Origin of the sequence: Bacillus sp. AK25, assembly GCF_048270685.1 — a bacterium.
In the GTDB taxonomy this organism is placed as follows: Bacteria; Bacillota; Bacilli; order Bacillales; family Bacillaceae; genus Bacillus; species Bacillus altitudinis.
On the sequence record NZ_JBLUWC010000001.1, the window covers coordinates 325,137 to 340,228 of the forward strand.

General features: G+C 42.7%; 14 protein-coding genes. 9 read left to right on the forward strand and 5 right to left on the reverse strand.

Annotated features, from left to right (window positions below; all coding sequences use genetic code 11):
- The first annotated feature begins 43 nt into the window (after positions 1–43).
- The gene (locus tag ACNO7B_RS01770) at positions 44–1,051 is read left to right on the forward strand and encodes a LacI family DNA-binding transcriptional regulator (RefSeq protein ID WP_017358562.1); all 1,008 of its coding nucleotides are present in this window, start codon (positions 44–46) and stop codon (positions 1,049–1,051) included.
- Positions 1,052–1,171: 120 nt separating this feature from the next.
- Complete coding sequence (locus ACNO7B_RS01775; protein ID WP_065459802.1) at positions 1,172–2,548, forward strand: MFS transporter; 1,377 nt, start codon at positions 1,172–1,174, stop codon at positions 2,546–2,548.
- A gap of 230 nt (positions 2,549–2,778) precedes the next feature.
- On the opposite strand, the gene ACNO7B_RS01780 is transcribed toward ACNO7B_RS01775, so the two are convergent.
- Positions 2,779–3,552 (reverse strand): class I SAM-dependent methyltransferase, encoded by a 774-nt coding sequence (locus ACNO7B_RS01780; protein ID WP_065459805.1) that lies wholly within the window; start codon positions 3,550–3,552, stop codon positions 2,779–2,781.
- A gap of 118 nt (positions 3,553–3,670) precedes the next feature.
- Between ACNO7B_RS01780 and ACNO7B_RS01785 the strand changes: the two genes are divergently transcribed.
- On the forward strand, positions 3,671–4,576 hold the full coding sequence (locus ACNO7B_RS01785) for a LysR family transcriptional regulator (RefSeq protein ID WP_065459808.1): 906 nt from the start codon (positions 3,671–3,673) through the stop codon (positions 4,574–4,576).
- Positions 4,577–4,620: 44 nt separating this feature from the next.
- Here the strand turns inward: ACNO7B_RS01785 and ACNO7B_RS01790 are convergent, their stop codons facing one another.
- Positions 4,621–5,406 carry a carbon-nitrogen family hydrolase gene (locus ACNO7B_RS01790; RefSeq protein WP_058336341.1) on the reverse strand — a complete coding sequence of 262 codons (786 nt, stop codon included), beginning with the start codon at positions 5,404–5,406 and terminating at the stop codon, positions 4,621–4,623.
- Between the two features lie 210 nt (positions 5,407–5,616).
- Between ACNO7B_RS01790 and ACNO7B_RS01795 the strand changes: the two genes are divergently transcribed.
- Complete coding sequence (locus ACNO7B_RS01795) at positions 5,617–6,579, forward strand: acetylxylan esterase (protein WP_008342070.1); 963 nt, start codon at positions 5,617–5,619, stop codon at positions 6,577–6,579.
- A 70-nt stretch (positions 6,580–6,649) separates the two neighbouring features.
- Here ACNO7B_RS01795 and ACNO7B_RS01800 read toward each other — a convergent pair whose 3' ends face one another.
- A complete protein-coding gene (locus ACNO7B_RS01800) occupies positions 6,650–6,964 on the reverse strand; it encodes a hypothetical protein (protein ID WP_008342068.1) in 315 nt (104 codons plus the stop codon).
- Between the two features lie 60 nt (positions 6,965–7,024).
- On the opposite strand from ACNO7B_RS01800, the gene ACNO7B_RS01805 reads away from it, so the two are divergent.
- The 5 genes from ACNO7B_RS01805 to ACNO7B_RS01825 all read left to right on the forward strand — a co-directional run bounded on the left by ACNO7B_RS01805 (position 7,025) and on the right by ACNO7B_RS01825 (position 13,264).
- A complete protein-coding gene (locus tag ACNO7B_RS01805; RefSeq protein ID WP_417901075.1) occupies positions 7,025–7,828 on the forward strand; it encodes a nucleotidyltransferase domain-containing protein in 804 nt (267 codons plus the stop codon).
- 161 nt (positions 7,829–7,989) lie between these two features.
- Positions 7,990–8,907 (forward strand): proline dehydrogenase family protein, encoded by a 918-nt coding sequence (locus ACNO7B_RS01810; protein WP_007498256.1) that lies wholly within the window; start codon positions 7,990–7,992, stop codon positions 8,905–8,907.
- 23 nt (positions 8,908–8,930) lie between these two features.
- A complete protein-coding gene (gene pruA / locus ACNO7B_RS01815; RefSeq protein WP_417901076.1) occupies positions 8,931–10,478 on the forward strand; it encodes an L-glutamate gamma-semialdehyde dehydrogenase in 1,548 nt (515 codons plus the stop codon).
- Positions 10,479–10,603: 125 nt separating this feature from the next.
- The gene (locus ACNO7B_RS01820) at positions 10,604–11,836 is read left to right on the forward strand and encodes a PucR family transcriptional regulator (RefSeq protein ID WP_017358555.1); all 1,233 of its coding nucleotides are present in this window, start codon (positions 10,604–10,606) and stop codon (positions 11,834–11,836) included.
- Positions 11,837–11,965: 129 nt separating this feature from the next.
- Positions 11,966–13,264, forward strand: a complete 1,299-nt coding sequence (locus ACNO7B_RS01825) for an arsenic transporter (protein ID WP_417901077.1) — start codon at positions 11,966–11,968, stop codon at positions 13,262–13,264.
- 224 nt (positions 13,265–13,488) lie between these two features.
- On the opposite strand, the gene ACNO7B_RS01830 is transcribed toward ACNO7B_RS01825, so the two are convergent.
- On the reverse strand, positions 13,489–14,166 hold the full coding sequence (locus tag ACNO7B_RS01830; RefSeq protein ID WP_008347854.1) for an amino acid ABC transporter permease: 678 nt from the start codon (positions 14,164–14,166) through the stop codon (positions 13,489–13,491).
- 12 nt (positions 14,167–14,178) lie between these two features.
- On the reverse strand, positions 14,179–14,994 hold the full coding sequence (locus tag ACNO7B_RS01835) for a transporter substrate-binding domain-containing protein (protein ID WP_370529221.1): 816 nt from the start codon (positions 14,992–14,994) through the stop codon (positions 14,179–14,181).
- Positions 14,995–15,092 lie beyond the last annotated feature (98 nt).

A 15,092-nucleotide genomic window follows, 5' to 3' on the forward strand; every position in this document is an offset into this window, starting at 1 on the left:
TTATAATAGAGTATAAAACAACAGACTCCCGGAGGTATGAAATGTGTCAGTAAGTATTAAAGATGTCGCATTGAAAGCTGGAGTGTCTATCGCTTCTGTTTCACGAGTATTAAGTGGCAAACCAGGAGTAGGTGCTCAAACGGCTGAAAGAATTAAACAAGTGATTGATGAATTAGGCTATCGTCCTAATTTAGGAGCTAGAGGGCTCGTTAAAAGAAAGACTGGCAATATTGCTGTCGTGGTTCCGCGTGGTTCATATATTTTGAATAATCCATTTTTTTCGACGATTTTAGATGGGATAGCGAAGGAATTAGATGAGACTGAATTCAATATGTTGATGTCATTTACATCTGTACAGCAGCAGCGATTACTTGAAACGCAGGCTGTAGATGGTGCCATTTTATTTTCTCCAAGAAATGAAGAATTGAGCATGGATTGGTTAAAAAGTTTAGCTATCCCCATTATCGTTGTCGGAAGTTACTTAGAGGATTCTCCATTTCCATGTGTCAGGCCAGATGATGAGGAAGGTGTGTGCCAATCTGTCACGGCCTTATTTGATAAAGGTCATCGAACCATTGGACTGGTCAATGGTCCAATGAGTTCGATGCATAGTGTGAGGTATTACAAGGGGTATGAGCGTACACTGAAAAGTTTAGGATTAACAATGAACAAAGAGCTTGTGTTTGAGTTAGATGAATTTGATGGGGGAAAAGTAGTAGAAGTGGTTTCTCAATTTCTCCAAGGAAACCAGCACATGACTGGAGTTGTTTGCTCTTCAGATTTTTTGGCGATAGGGGTCATGAAAGCGGCAGATATCGCAAATGTGTCAATACCTCATGATTTGTCTGTCGTTGGTGCTGATGATGTGCCCATTGCAAGTTTTCTAACCCCTTCTTTATCTTCTGTTCATGTTGATTTAGTTGGAATGGGAAGAAAAGCGGTTTCTTTACTAACGCAGTTAGTAGAAGGAGAACAGTTAGAGAAGATGGAACATATCTTCCCGATGTACTATGTAGATCGTGGCACCACGGGAACGCCAAAAAAGAAATGATAGATGCTGAAAACTCATATGATCGCTTTAGAATGTCTCTTCATTTAAAATGTAAGCGATTTCTTTTGTGCTCATCAGCATGTACTTTTGCATCATTTCCTCTATTAAGGAGGAGATATCATGACGTTAGAACTCAGCGGAAATTCAAATTCTCATGATGAGCAAGTTGTTGATAGAGCTTCACAACTATTGACTAGGATGGAAAGTGTACCTTTTTCGAGATGGCATTTAAAACCTCGTATCATTATGGGATCTGCTACCTTTTTTGATGCTTTTGATGCGCTATCTTTAGCGTTTGTTCTCCCAGTTCTCATCGGCATGTGGAATTTATCACCTGCTCAAATTGGTCTTCTTATTGGGTCTGGTTATATCGGACAAGCGATTGGTGCTATTTTCTTTGGATGGTTAGCAGAAAGACGTGGCCGTGTATTTAGTGCAAAGTGGACTGTATTTCTCATGTCTATTATGAGTATCGCATGTGTATTTTCAGGTAACTTTATGGCCCTTTTTATTTTTCGTTTTATACAGGGGATTGGAGTAGGAGGAGAAGTGCCAGTAGCGGCCTCATATATCAATGAGTTGTCTCGGGCCCAAGGCAGAGGGAGATTTTTTATGCTCTATGAGATGATTTTTCCATTAGGATTAATGATCTCAGCTCAAATTGGTGCATTTGTTGTACCTAGCTTTGGGTGGAAATGGATGTTCTTGATTGGTGGAATTGGCGGTTTGATCGTCTTTGTCTTCTTTTTCATGTTGCGCGAATCTCCAAGATGGCTTATTTCAAAAGGCAGGTTAGATGAAGCCGAAAGAATCATTGAAGAGATTGAAGCTAGTACGGACAAACGAATGCCTGTTGCAAATCAAGTATCCAGCAGCACTGAAAAAGGCGACTGGAAAGAGCTCTTTTCTACTTTTTATCGTAAAAGAACATTGATCGTATGGGGACTATGGTTTTCTGCCTACTTTGTATCGAATGGATTAAATAACTGGTTACCGAGTCTTTATAATACGGTTTACAATTTGCCAGTTGGAGATTCATTAAGGGCAGCCTCTCTCACAAATATTTTACAGACCATAGGGGTATTCGCTTGTGCATTTTTAATCGATAAAGTAGGACGGAAGCGCTGGGCAACCATTGCATTTATCGTAACAGGTGCTTTATTAACGGCTTTATGGATCAGCGGAGCGAATTCTCCAGAAAGCGTTATTTATTTAGGGTCCGCTGCCTACGGAATGATGGGGACAATTACAGTTCTTCTCTATTTATATACACCTGAAATCTATCCAACCCGTATGAGGGTAATTGGTACGGCATTTGCTACAGCGTGGCTTAGGCTGGCCTCAGCGATCGCTCCTATTATGATAGGTTTTATTTTAGAGGTGAGCGGTGTTTCAACTATTTTTATTCTTTTTGCAAGTGTGACTGTAGTGGGAGCAATTCTTGCTTTTAAAATGATCGAAACGCGAGAGAAAGTATTAGAAGATATTGCACCGTAAGTGATGCATGCAGTGAAGAACTTATTCTAAAGAGGGTAGGTTCTTTTTTTATTCAGAGGATTTACGTACACTTTTGAAAAAGCCTAACCTACCTCAGTTCAATTATCTTATAATAGAAACATCATGCAACACTCCTTGTCACGAACATGAAAAGTAATATCTATCAGATAGTGGAAATGTATATTCATAATATAAAAGTCTACCGGCTAGGGTAGACTTTTTCGATCAGTTTAATGTTTGATCCCTTGAAGTAGTGCGGCTTTTAGGCAAAAGGATGTTGGCTGACGATGTTCGTCGAATTGCAGTTGAAACAGCTGTTTCGTTTCATCGTCTGCAGCATGAAGGTGGGCAACGATTTCCTTTTGAACATTTTCTGGTGTACGTCCTCGTATGATCCAGTCCTGATATTCAATATGCAGATCCCAGTAGCGGATATCTTCTTTCGTCAGATGGTTGTCAGCGAAAAGCTCTTTCCATTCTGATAAAGAGCTTTCTCGCACATGGGAGGGATCTCTCAGTCTATTTAAATGATTAATAAAGTCATCCTGTGCTTGGTTTTCAGGTGCATAATGATCCACAAGTAGAAATTTGCCGCCTTTCTTTAAGACTCGGCTGATTTCAGACATGGCTGCCGGGAGATGTGGGAAGTGATGAGCAGCAAATCGGCATGTGACGAGATCAAATGATGCATCAGAAAAGGGCAATGCGTCTGCGGATGCCTGCTCAAACGTAATGTGGTTCAGCTGGCGCTCATCCGCAAGTGCTGTAGCAACCTCAATCATTTTGTGTGTGACATCAATCCCGATTCCTTTAGAGATGACGTCTGAAAAGGAAAAAACGGTATGACCTGCCGCGCAGCCGATATCAAGTAGATGCTCATCGCCCTTTGGCTTCGCCGCCGTTTTCATCCATTCAAGCTCTTTTCCAGCTGCAAAGATGGGTGAATCTCGGTAGTTCTCTGCATTTTGTGAGAATTGTTTCTCGGCTTTCGAATATGGATTCATTTCTTTACCCCCTTTTTGTTGTTTCTTTATCGTAGGGTTCTTCTTGTGATTTGTCTAAGACATAAAAGATATGATATGAATAGTTAAAACCTATGAGGTGAGAGAAGTGGATATACGAATGATGGAATATGTCATGGAAGTGTACCGGCAGCAAAGCTTTACAAAAGCAGCGGAAAAACTTCACATTGCACAGCCCTCATTAAGTCAGCAAATTAAAAAACTTGAGGAAGAATTAGATACTCCCCTGTTTATTCGGAAGTATGGACAAGTCACTCCTACACCTCAAGGAAACCGATTGATCAAAAGAGCAGAGACCATTTTGAAGGAACGAGATGATTTGTTGCGTGAGATGGGGGAAGCTGCTTATGAGGTAGGGAAAGAACTGTTGATCGGTGCGCCAGCTGTCACAGGGGGATATGTATTGCCAAGTTTATTAAAAACCTATTGTCAAACGTATCCGCACGTTCACGTTCATTTGATAGAAGAATCGCCTCGTGAGCTAGAAAGACGTTTACTCGCTGGGAAACTGGATCTTGCGATTCTTTCTCTGCCTGTCGAGCATGAATCATTGAAAACAAAACAAATGCTGACAGAGCCGCTTCTCCTCGCCATTCCGCAAACGGCTCAGCCGTGGTTGACGGATGAACTCAATGAAATCATCAATCAAGCGGAACAAGAAGGGTCTGTCCCGTTTCATCTTCTGGAAGATGCCCCATTTATTATGCTGAAAGAGGGATATGGCTTTCGGCAAGTGGTCACGGAACTGTGCCGTCATCATGGCTTTCGGCCGAGGATTGCATTTGAAACGAGTCATATTCAAACAGCTCAGGCATTGGTTGAAAATGAGCTAGGGGTGACAGTGGTGCCGAAAATGGTGGCACAAGAGGAAAGGAAAGCAGTCACTTATTTACACATTGATTCATGCCCAACCCGTACTCTTGTATTTGCATATGTGGAAGAAAGATATTTAACGAAAGCCGCTCAAGCCTTCATGGACCTTCAACAGAATCAAGGAAAAGCTTAAACAAACGTTTAATTAAACGCAAAAAGCAGGGAGCCCCCTGCTTTCTAATATAAATCCAGCCGCTGATCTGTCATGACGGGGATTTGTTGTCTCACTTCATCTACGAGCTGAAGATCAATGTTTGCATAATAAATGTCTTCTTCATCATTTGTCTCAAGCAGAATGCGTCCGAGCGGGTCAATCACCATGGAGTGACCAGGGAATTCAGTGTCTCTGCTTGTGCCCGTCCGGTTCACCGCAATCACAAATGACTGATTCTCAATGGCTCTTGCGATGAGCAGACTGCGCCAATGGTCCACTCTTGCTGACGGCCATTGAGCGGTATTAACAAGCACCTTCGCCCCTTTGTTCACGAGCGTCCTAGAAAGCTGAGGGAAGCGGAGGTCATAGCAGATCATGGTGCCAATCTTGACATCTTCATCATAGTTAAATAAACCAAGCTGATGACCGGCGGTTAAATAGTTGTGTTCATCCATTAAGCGGAATAAATGAATTTTATCATAATCTAACAAAAGTTCACCTTGGCGGTTAAAGACATACATTGTATTGGTGATGTTTTCATCTTCTGTCCTCTTATTTAAAACACTGCCTGCGATGAGATACACTTGGTGCTTGCGGGCAAAGGAAGAGAAGAGTTGTTTTGTCCGCTCGCCATCTGCATCGGCAAGCTCATCCGCTTGTTCCAGCGCATAGCCGGTATTCCACATTTCAGGTAGAATAATCAAATCAGGCTGTTGACGGATGGCCTCTTCTAAAAACGCTTCTGCTTTCTGAAAGTTTACATCAGGTTCTCCTATTTGTACGTCCATTTGAATCAGGGCGATGTTCATGTCGGTCGTCCTCCTTTATTCGTTTCATGCAATGAATGGTTCGGGTGATATTGCCTGAAGCATCTAGTCTTCAAGCCAGTTTCTTTATCATAAAGCTTTCCGCTATCTTTGCCAATAGAAATGTCAGAAGGTTTTGTTAAATGACTTTCTCAATCAAGAAATGAGTGGTATGATACTCATAACTAATAAAACAAAGGGGAATAGTATGATATGCAATTGTTCGATTTATCACTAGAAGAGCTAAAGAAATATAAACCAAAGAAAACAGCACGTCCTGATTTCTCAGACTTTTGGAAGAAATCGCTCGAAGAACTGCGCCAAGTGGAGGCAGAGCCAACACTTGAATCTTATGACTATCCAGTGAAAGGCGTCAAGGTGTACCGCCTGACGTATCAAAGCTTTGGACATTCTAAAATTGAAGGCTTTTATGCTGTGCCTGATCAAACTGGTCCGCATCCAGCGCTCGTTCGTTTTCATGGCTATAATGCCAGCTATGACGGCGGCATTCACGACATCGTCAACTGGGCGCTGCATGGCTATGCGACGTTTGGAATGCTTGTCCGTGGTCAAGGTGGCAGTGAAGACACATCAGTGACGCCAGGCGGGCATGCATTAGGGTGGATGACAAAAGGCATTTTATCGAAGGATACGTACTATTATCGAGGCGTTTATCTAGATGCTGTTCGTGCACTCGAAGTCATTCAGTCTTTCCCCGAAGTAGATGAACACCGTATCGGCGTGATCGGTGGAAGTCAGGGGGGTGCGTTAGCGATTGCGGCAGCAGCCCTTTCAGACATTCCAAAAGTCGTTGTGGCAGACTATCCTTACTTATCAAATTTTGAGCGTGCGGTTGATGTAGCCTTGGAGCAGCCTTATTTAGAAATCAATTCATACTTTCGCAGAAACAGTGATCCTGAAGCTGAAGAAAAGGGATTTGAGACATTAAGTTACTTTGATTTAATCAATTTAGCCGGCTGGGTGAAACAGCCAACATTGATGGCGATCGGTCTGATTGATCAAGTGACACCGCCATCCACCGTGTTTGCGGCATACAATCATTTAGAAACAGATAAAGAGCTGAAAGTGTACCGATATTTTGGGCACGAGTTTATTCCTGCTTTTCAAACAGAGAAGCTGTCCTTTTTACAAAAGCATTTGCTTCTATCAACATAAGAGCATGACAAAGAGCTAAAATGACATTCATTTTAGCTCTTTGTCTTTTTCAGCTATTGGAGCGATCAGCTTAATAACTGGTGTTCTGTCTTGTTTTTTCATCAGGTACTAATGCTGTAACGATCAGGGCAAGGGCTGTGATGATGTGAAGGATGAATCCGAGAATCGGAATCCAGGCAAGGCAGGATGTCACAATGCCAATGATACTTCCAATCATTGGTCCTTGGTCTCGCTTCGATAAGACGAGTGTGATAATATGCAGAATAAGCATGACCATGAGCGGTGAATAGCCATTGCTGATAACGAATAGACCTCCGATCACAGGGATAGCAAGGCAAGCTTCAAAAATCCCAGTGATCCATTTCATAATGCGAGATATAGACATCAGATCCAACTCCTTTTTCATATATGTCTTATTCGTATTTTCCCAAAAGGTGAAGAAGTCATGCAGAATTCTATAGAAAGAGTTGATGGACACTTGAGAGAAAGAATTAAGGAAGAGCTGAAAATCATCGAAGAAACGTATGACATCAAGATTTGTCTCGCCGTTGAATCGGGCAGCAGGGCATGGGGATTTCCTTCAACTGACAGTGATTATGATGTTCGCTTTTTATACGTTCCCCGGAAAGAATGGTACTGGGCGATGGAAGAGCATCGTGATGTCATTGAACGGCCAATTGATGACATGCTTGATATCAGCGGCTGGGAGCTGCGAAAGGCGTTGCGTTTATTCAATAAATCGAATCCATCCATTATGGAATGGCTGTCTTCTGACATCATTTATGCTGAATCCTTCTCTCTAGCCAAGCGGCTGAGAGAATTAAAGGATCGAGCGTTTTACCCTGCAGCATTGATGTATCATTACCTCAATATGGCGAAGCGGAATGAGAGCCGGCATTTACGAGGAGAGCAGGTGCGAATCAAGAAGTATTTCTATGTGCTTCGTCCGCTGCTTGCCTGTCAGTGGATTGAACGTTACCGAACAGTTCCACCAATGGACTTTCATGAATTACTCAAGGAGCTAGTGGAGGAAGGCCCGCTGTTAGCAGAAATTCACGAACTGCTCAAACGTAAAATGGACGGAGAAGAAATGGATGTAGAGAACCGTCTCGCTCATGTCCATCCATTTATTGATCAAGAACTGGCGCGTTTTGATGAATTGGTGAAAAGCTACAATCAGCCGAAAGACAATCTGATGCAAGAATTAAATGAGCTTTTGCAGTCTACCCTTGATGAGGTGTGGGCGTAGGAGGGGAGAGTCAGCCGGATAGCGGCAGACTCTTTTTTTATCTCTTATTGTGATAAAACCACAAAAAAAGTCAGAATTTTTGTCATCTTCAAATATTGTAGCGGACAGCTCATGAGCCTTACAATAAAGACATAGCTTACAAAGAGTGGGAGGTGCCCTTTATGGAGTCGGTCACAAGAAATTTCTTCTTGTTTTTGTCAAAGAGCAGTCTCTTGAACCATATTGCTCGTAATTGGGGAAGTGCTGTTGCATCAAAGAAAATCATCGGTGGGAAGGATTTTGAGAGCGCTATCCCTGTCATCAAACGATTAAACGATCAAGGTATGGCCGTAACGGTTGATCACCTTGGTGAGTTTGTCACAAAGGCAGAGATTGCAAATGAGCGGACGAATGAGTGTATTCAAACCATTCAGCGAATTGCAGAGGCGGGACTCAATTCCCACGTGTCACTTAAAATGACATCGCTTGGCTTAGATATTGACGATGACCTTGTGTATCGCAATATGAAAAGCATTTTAGATACGGCAGAGAAACACCGTATTATGGTGACAATTGATATGGAGGATGAACAGCGCTGTCAAAAAACGCTGGACATTTTTAAAGAAATGAAATCTCAATATGAGTATGTCAGTACGGTTTTGCAGGCGTATTTGTACAGAACAGAACAAGATCTTGATGACCTAAATGAGTTGCAGCCATTTTTAAGACTTGTAAAGGGTGCCTATAAGGAATCCGCCGAAGTGGCGTATCCAAACAAAAAAGACGTCGATCAGAATTACAAGAAGCTGATCGAAAAGCAGCTACTCTCAGGGAATTATACAGCCATTGCGACACATGACGATCAAATGATCGAGTTCACGAAACATATTGTGAAAAAACACAATATACAGACAGATCAGTTCGAATTTCAAATGCTGTATGGCATGAGATCAGAAACGCAGCAAGCACTCGTGAAGGAAGGCTATCAAATGAGGGTCTACACCCCGTATGGACGAGAGTGGTATGGCTACTACATGAGACGTCTTGCAGAACGACCGGCAAACATTGCATTTGCTTTAAAAGGGATGACGAGAAAATAATTTGAAACGGGAGCGTGACAAAGATGACAACACCTTACAAGCATGAACCATTTACGGATTTTAGCCAGGAAGAAAATCGCCAAGCGTTTGAACAAGCATTAGCCAAAGTAACAGAATCACTTGGGCAAACCTATCCGCTTGTGATTAATGGAGAAAGAATCGAAACAACAGACAAGATTGTCTCAATCAATCCAGCGAAGAAGGAAGAAGTCGTGGGTACCGTATCAAAAGCTGGGAAAGAAGAGGCAGAGCAAGCGATTCAAGCTGCGGCAAAAGCGTTTGAAACATGGCGCTACACGTCTCCAGAAGAAAGAGCCGGCGTCTTATTCCGCGCTGCGGCAAGCATTCGCCGTAAAAAGCATGAGTATTCAGCCCTTCTCGTAAAAGAAGCAGGGAAGCCTTGGAATGAAGCGGATGCAGATACAGCAGAAGCCATTGACTTCCTAGAGTATTATGCCCGTCAAATGCTAGAGCTTGCGAAAGGCAAACCGGTGAACAGCCGCGAAGGGGAACGCAATCAATATGTGTACACACCAACTGGCGTGACGCTTGTCATTCCACCATGGAACTTCTTGTTTGCGATCATGGCAGGGACAACCGTTGCACCAATCGTCACAGGGAATACAGTCGTATTAAAGCCAGCAAGTGCGACGCCTGTCATTGCTGCCCGCTTTGTAGAAGAACTGGAGCAAGCAGGTCTGCCGAAAGGTGTTGTCAACTTCGTGCCAGGTAGCGGAGCAGAAGTTGGAGATTACTTAGTAGATCATCCGCAAACAAGCCTTATTACATTCACTGGATCAAGAGAAGTGGGCACACGTATTTTTGAACGTGCGGCAAAAGTACAGCCAGGACAACAGCATTTAAAGCGTGTCATTGCTGAAATGGGCGGTAAAGATACAGTCGTTGTAGATGAGGATGCAGATGTCGAATTAGCCGCTAACGCCATTTTCACATCAGCCTTCGGTTTTTCAGGTCAGAAATGTTCGGCTGGATCTCGTGCGGTCGTCCACGAGAAGCTGTATGACCAAGTCGTTGAGCGAGTGAAAGAAATCACAGAAACGAAAACAACAGCGAATCCGTTATCAGCTGATGTGTACATGGGACCTGTCATTGATCAAGCTTCCTTTGACAAGATCACGGAATATATCGAAATTGGCAAGCAAGAAGGCCGTCTAGTCACTGGCGGAACAAGTGATGATTCAGAAGGGTACTTCATTCATCCAACCGTGTTTGCAGATCTAGAGCCAACATCTCGTTTAATGCAAGAAGAAATCTTTGGACCTGTCCTAGCTTTCTCAAAAGTCTCAAGCTTTGATGAGGCGCTTGAAGTAGCCAACAACACAGAATACGGGTTAACCGGTGCGGTCATTACAAATAATCGTGATCACATCAACCGTGCGAAGCAGGAGTTCCATGTCGGGAACCTTTACTTTAACCGTAACTGTACGGGAGCGATTGTGGGTTACCACCCATTTGGCGGCTTTAAAATGTCAGGAACTGATTCAAAAGCAGGCGGTCCAGATTACCTTGCTCTGCACATGCAGGCCAAAACGATCAGCGAAATGTTTTAATATGGAAAAGCATGAACTCGTGCAGGCGAGTTCATGCTTTTTTTACCTGTCTACGACTTGTTTCTATACAAATCTGACTGGAAAGAAGTATGATAAATGTATCACTTATTCAGGGAGCAATCGGGATGGAAGAGATATTAGAAAAGCTTCATACATTTTTTGATGTCGATAAATTAATTGCATTTATTAGTGGTTATTTAAAAAAACCAGTCATTTTAGAAAGTACTGAATGTCAGCTGCTTGCTTATAATTCTTACAGCATCCAGCAGTTCGACCCAGTCAATCAGCAAACCATTTTCTCAAAGGAATGTCCGGGAGCTGTGGTGGATTGGTTAAAAAAAACAGGGGTCATTGAGCAACTATACACAGATTCAAATCCTTTTTATGTGAATGGTCATGAGGAGCTCGGGTTTAATCGCCGGGTGGCTGTGAGCGCCAAGCACAAACAAGAGGTTGTCGGCTTTATTTGGGTGCAGGACATTGAAGATTCTCTCTCTCAAGAGGAGCTACAATTTTTACACGAGGCATCGTTTCAGGTTGGAAAAGTTATTTATAAAAATAAGAAACAGTTGGAGAAAAAGGAAGGCAAGATTGAAGAGTTCTTCAAAAAGGTCATGGATGATCATTTTTATACAGAAGAAGAGCTAAAATGGGAAGCTGAGAATTTAAGCATTCCACTGCCAGCTGTCTTTACTGTGATGGTTGTTCATGCCGCCGATAATAAAAGTGAGACGGCAGAAGATGTGAAGGATGTGATTAGAACCTATTTACAGCTAGAAGACAAGGTCAATCACGTCTACTCTGTGCAAGCAGACATCGTCGTGATATTAGGCAGTTTGTCAGATCGACACTCACCAAAAGCGACCGCTGCGGATGTCGTCGCCCATCTTCAATCGAAAACGCATACACACCCATCTCCTTTATATATTGGGATGGGAAGAGAATATCGAGATGTCATGAAAATGAGCACAAGTCGATTTGAAGCGATAGAAGTTGTGAAAGCAGTGAAGATTGTTGGCGGACAGGAATTGATTCCATACGATTACGAGCATTTGGGGGTCTTCCGGTTTTTAGATTCTATTTACAGTCACCAAAAAAAGAAAAACGACTTTAATCCAGATTTGTTGCGCCTAAAGGAAAAAGACCGTGACAGCCAAACATCATTTTTAAAAACCCTAGAGGTCTACTTATTGAATAATTGCAAGCTAAAACCAGCTGCAGAGCAGTTGTTTATTCATCAAAATACACTAAACTATCGAATGAAACAAATTTTTGAAATGACGTCTATTGATTTAAGTCATTTTAGCCAGCGATGTGAGTTATTTATTGAATTGATGCTGATGAAAAAAGATCAATAGGCGTGGACTCCGCAGGTGCAAAGGCTCACCTGCGGATTTTTATGCGAGATGATAAAATGGCATACAATTGCCTTATTTCGTTGTATGATAGATAAAGATTTTATGAGGAAAGTGAAAGGAGGGCCACCTTTGGGATCAGTCACCTTGGCCATTTTGATTTTCATCATGACCCTCGTCCTTGTCATTTGGCAGCCAGGACGTTTAACCATTGGATGGTCAGCGTGCGGGGGAGCGATTCTTGCTCTTGCTTTTGGGGTCGTTCATTTGGGCGATGTATGGGAAGTTACCCAAATTGTCTGGAACGCCACCTTTGCATTTATTGGAATTATCATCATTTCATTGATTTTAGATGAGATTGGTTTTTTTGAATGGGCGGCACTTCATATGGCAAAAGCCGCAAGAGGGAACGGGGTCCGCATGTTTATTTATTTAACATTGCTCGGCGCTGTGGTAGCAGCTTTTTTTGCCAATGATGGAGCGGCACTTATCTTAACCCCGATCGTTTTATCTGTGGTCAGAGCATTGAAGCTGGATGAGCGTATGATCCTGCCATTTGTCATGGCAAGCGGCTTTATTGCAGATACGACGTCTTTGCCATTTGTCATTAGTAACTTGGTCAATATCGTATCAGCCGATTATTTTCATATTGGCTTTCTTGAATATACAGCAAACATGTTCGTTCCAAACCTTGTATCGCTTGGCGCTAGTATGCTTGTGCTGTATGTGTTTTATCGGAAACTCATCCCGAAAACGTACGATGTTTCGCAGGCGAAGGAACCAGCTTCGGCCATTCGTGATCTGCGCATGTTCCGGTTATCTTGGTATGTGTTAGGGTGCTTGCTTGTTGGATATTTTGCTGGGGAATTGGCAGGCATTCCGGTGTCAATCATTGTAGGAGGCATTGCCATTGCTTTCTTATGGCTGGCGAAACGGAGTCCACAAGTGGCGACAAGACGAGTCGTCAAAGAAGCACCGTGGTCGATTGTGTTTTTCTCTATCGGCATGTATGTCGTGGTGTATGGGCTGAAAAATGTCGGCCTGACAGAAATTTTAGCGGCGTGGATTGAACAGGGGGCGTCACACGGTTTACTTGCGGGAACGATGTTTATGGGGGTTCTGGCAGCCGCGTTATCTTCTGTCATGAACAACCTCCCAACCGTTTTAATTGATGCGATTGCCATCGGTCACACAGATACAGCAGGTGTGATGAGAGATGCACTGATTTATGCCAACGTCATCGGCTCAAACCTTGGTCCGAAAATGACCCCAATCGGTTCATTGGCGACATTGCTGTGGCTTCATGTCTTGAAGAAAAAAGGTGTGCATATTTCTTGGGGAGCATACATGAAAGCTGGAATCATTCTAACCATACCGACGCTGATCATCACGTTATTGGGGTTGTATGTGTGGTTATGGCTGATACATTAAAAAGCAGATCCAATGGATCTCAGTGCGTAGGCAAACCCTCGCATTCTTTGTCAGTCCTGCGTGCTGGTGCTCACGAATATCAAATTCGCTCCGCTCCAGTACTCGTCTTTCCTAGACTGCAAAGGTTTTCTATCACTCTGAAAAGAAGACAAAGGGCTAAAATCAAGTTCATTTTAGCCCTTTGTCAACAATCTAAGCAGATCCCATGGATCTGCTTTTTGTTGTTATAGATATTTTGCATAGCGTTTTTCCAAAAAGTCTTGGAGCAATGAGACCACACTGCATATGCCCCAGTAAATCAAGGCAACCAATATATACATGGTCATATAATCGAATTCTCGTCCACCCACAATTTTTGCTTGCTGGAAGAGTTCTGGCACAGTAATCATTGCCGCTAGTGAGGAAGCTTTGATTAAATCAAGCATGACGTTGGTCAGGGGCGGCAGTGCAATGCGCACGGATTGAGGCAAAATGACTCCGCGCATCGTTTGCCAATAGCTGAGACCAAGTGATTTGGCGGCTTCCACTTGACCACTTGGAACAGAGGAGAGGGCCGCCCGGTTAATTTCGGCAATGTATGCAGCACTATTGAAGCTGAATCCAATAATAGCAGCAGTGACAGCTGTAAATTCAATGCCGATGTAAGGGAATCCGAAATAAAGGATAAACAAAATGACCAGAATGGGAACCCCTCGCATGAATGAAATATACAGCCGTGCAGGCAACCGAAGGAACCACGTATTTGCCATTCTAGCAAGGGCAATAAAAAAGCCTAGAATCGTACCAAAAAACATGCTCACAAAAGAAATGAGCAGCGTCAGCCAGATGCCTTTCATCACAAATGGAAATGACGCTTTTGCCAGTGCAGGATTAAAGATATATTCTAAATGAATATCTCCCACGGCTGCGGCTCCTTATTTAGAAATGTCGACATCTTCGACATCAACATCAATTTTCTTTGAGACGTCAGCATGATTAAAGAATTTCTCCGAAATCTTTTTCATGGTTCCGTCTTTTTTCATCTCTTTTAATACACGATTTAATTCTTTTTGAAGCTCTGTATTGTCTTTTTTCATCACAAACCCTTGTTCATTCGGCATGTATTTTAAGTCTGGATGGATCGTAATATTTAGCTTAGGGAATGCAGCAAGCGCCAGTGTTTGCAAGTAGTAGTCATTTAAAATGACATCTGTACGGCCGTTTGCAACATCCTTTAAATATTGCTCGTTTGTGGCATTATCATAGATGACTTCTTTTGCACCATACTTACGGGCAACATCCATATAAATAGTCGTTGCAGCACCGGCTGCTTTCTTTCCTTTTAAATCCTTTAGCGTTTTAATACCTGACAGATCATCTTTTCTGACGATAGCGGTTCCATAGGAGTATTTATAAGGTGTTGAAAAGGCGAACTTATCTTTCCTGTCATCTGTGATGTCGATATCGTTTGCAGCGGCATCCACCTGACCTGAATTAATGGCACTGAGCATACCGTCATAACCCATTTCTTTAAATTCTACTTTTACGTCAAGGCGCTTAAATGCTTCTTTGACGACTTCCACTTCATAGCCAGTCAATTGATCCTTGCCGTTCGATGTATCATGGTAAGACGTAGGATACAAGGTACCTGAAGTAGCGACAACGATTTTCCCTTTCTTTTGAATCTGATCCCACTTTGATTCTCCAGACTGAGATGAGCCTGATTGATTGCAAGCAGACATGACAAGCATGAGAGCAGACACAACAAGCAGCACCCATATAGGTTTTCTATGATAAAAACGACTCATTTAAGAATCCTCCTCTATTTTTTATACAAAACAAAACATAG

Excerpts from the sequence above, each read along its gene's own strand:
- ACNO7B_RS01805 (WP_417901075.1), top strand. The coding sequence starts at position 7,025 with ATGCAGAATTCTATAGAAAGAGTTGATGGACACTTGAGAGAAAGAATT.
- ACNO7B_RS01795 (WP_008342070.1), top strand. The coding sequence starts at position 5,617 with ATGCAATTGTTCGATTTATCACTAGAAGAGCTAAAGAAATATAAACCA.
- ACNO7B_RS01800 (WP_008342068.1), bottom strand. The coding sequence starts at position 6,964 with ATGTCTATATCTCGCATTATGAAATGGATCACTGGGATTTTTGAAGCT.
- ACNO7B_RS01835 (WP_370529221.1), bottom strand. The coding sequence starts at position 14,994 with ATGCTTGTCATGTCTGCTTGCAATCAATCAGGCTCATCTCAGTCTGGA.
- ACNO7B_RS01790 (WP_058336341.1), bottom strand. The coding sequence starts at position 5,406 with ATGAACATCGCCCTGATTCAAATGGACGTACAAATAGGAGAACCTGAT.
- ACNO7B_RS01820 (WP_017358555.1), top strand. The coding sequence starts at position 10,604 with ATGGAAGAGATATTAGAAAAGCTTCATACATTTTTTGATGTCGATAAA.
- ACNO7B_RS01775 (WP_065459802.1), top strand. The coding sequence starts at position 1,172 with ATGACGTTAGAACTCAGCGGAAATTCAAATTCTCATGATGAGCAAGTT.
- ACNO7B_RS01780 (WP_065459805.1), bottom strand. The coding sequence starts at position 3,552 with ATGAATCCATATTCGAAAGCCGAGAAACAATTCTCACAAAATGCAGAG.
- ACNO7B_RS01785 (WP_065459808.1), top strand. The coding sequence starts at position 3,671 with ATGATGGAATATGTCATGGAAGTGTACCGGCAGCAAAGCTTTACAAAA.
- ACNO7B_RS01810 (WP_007498256.1), top strand. The coding sequence starts at position 7,990 with ATGGAGTCGGTCACAAGAAATTTCTTCTTGTTTTTGTCAAAGAGCAGT.
- pruA (WP_417901076.1), top strand. The coding sequence starts at position 8,931 with ATGACAACACCTTACAAGCATGAACCATTTACGGATTTTAGCCAGGAA.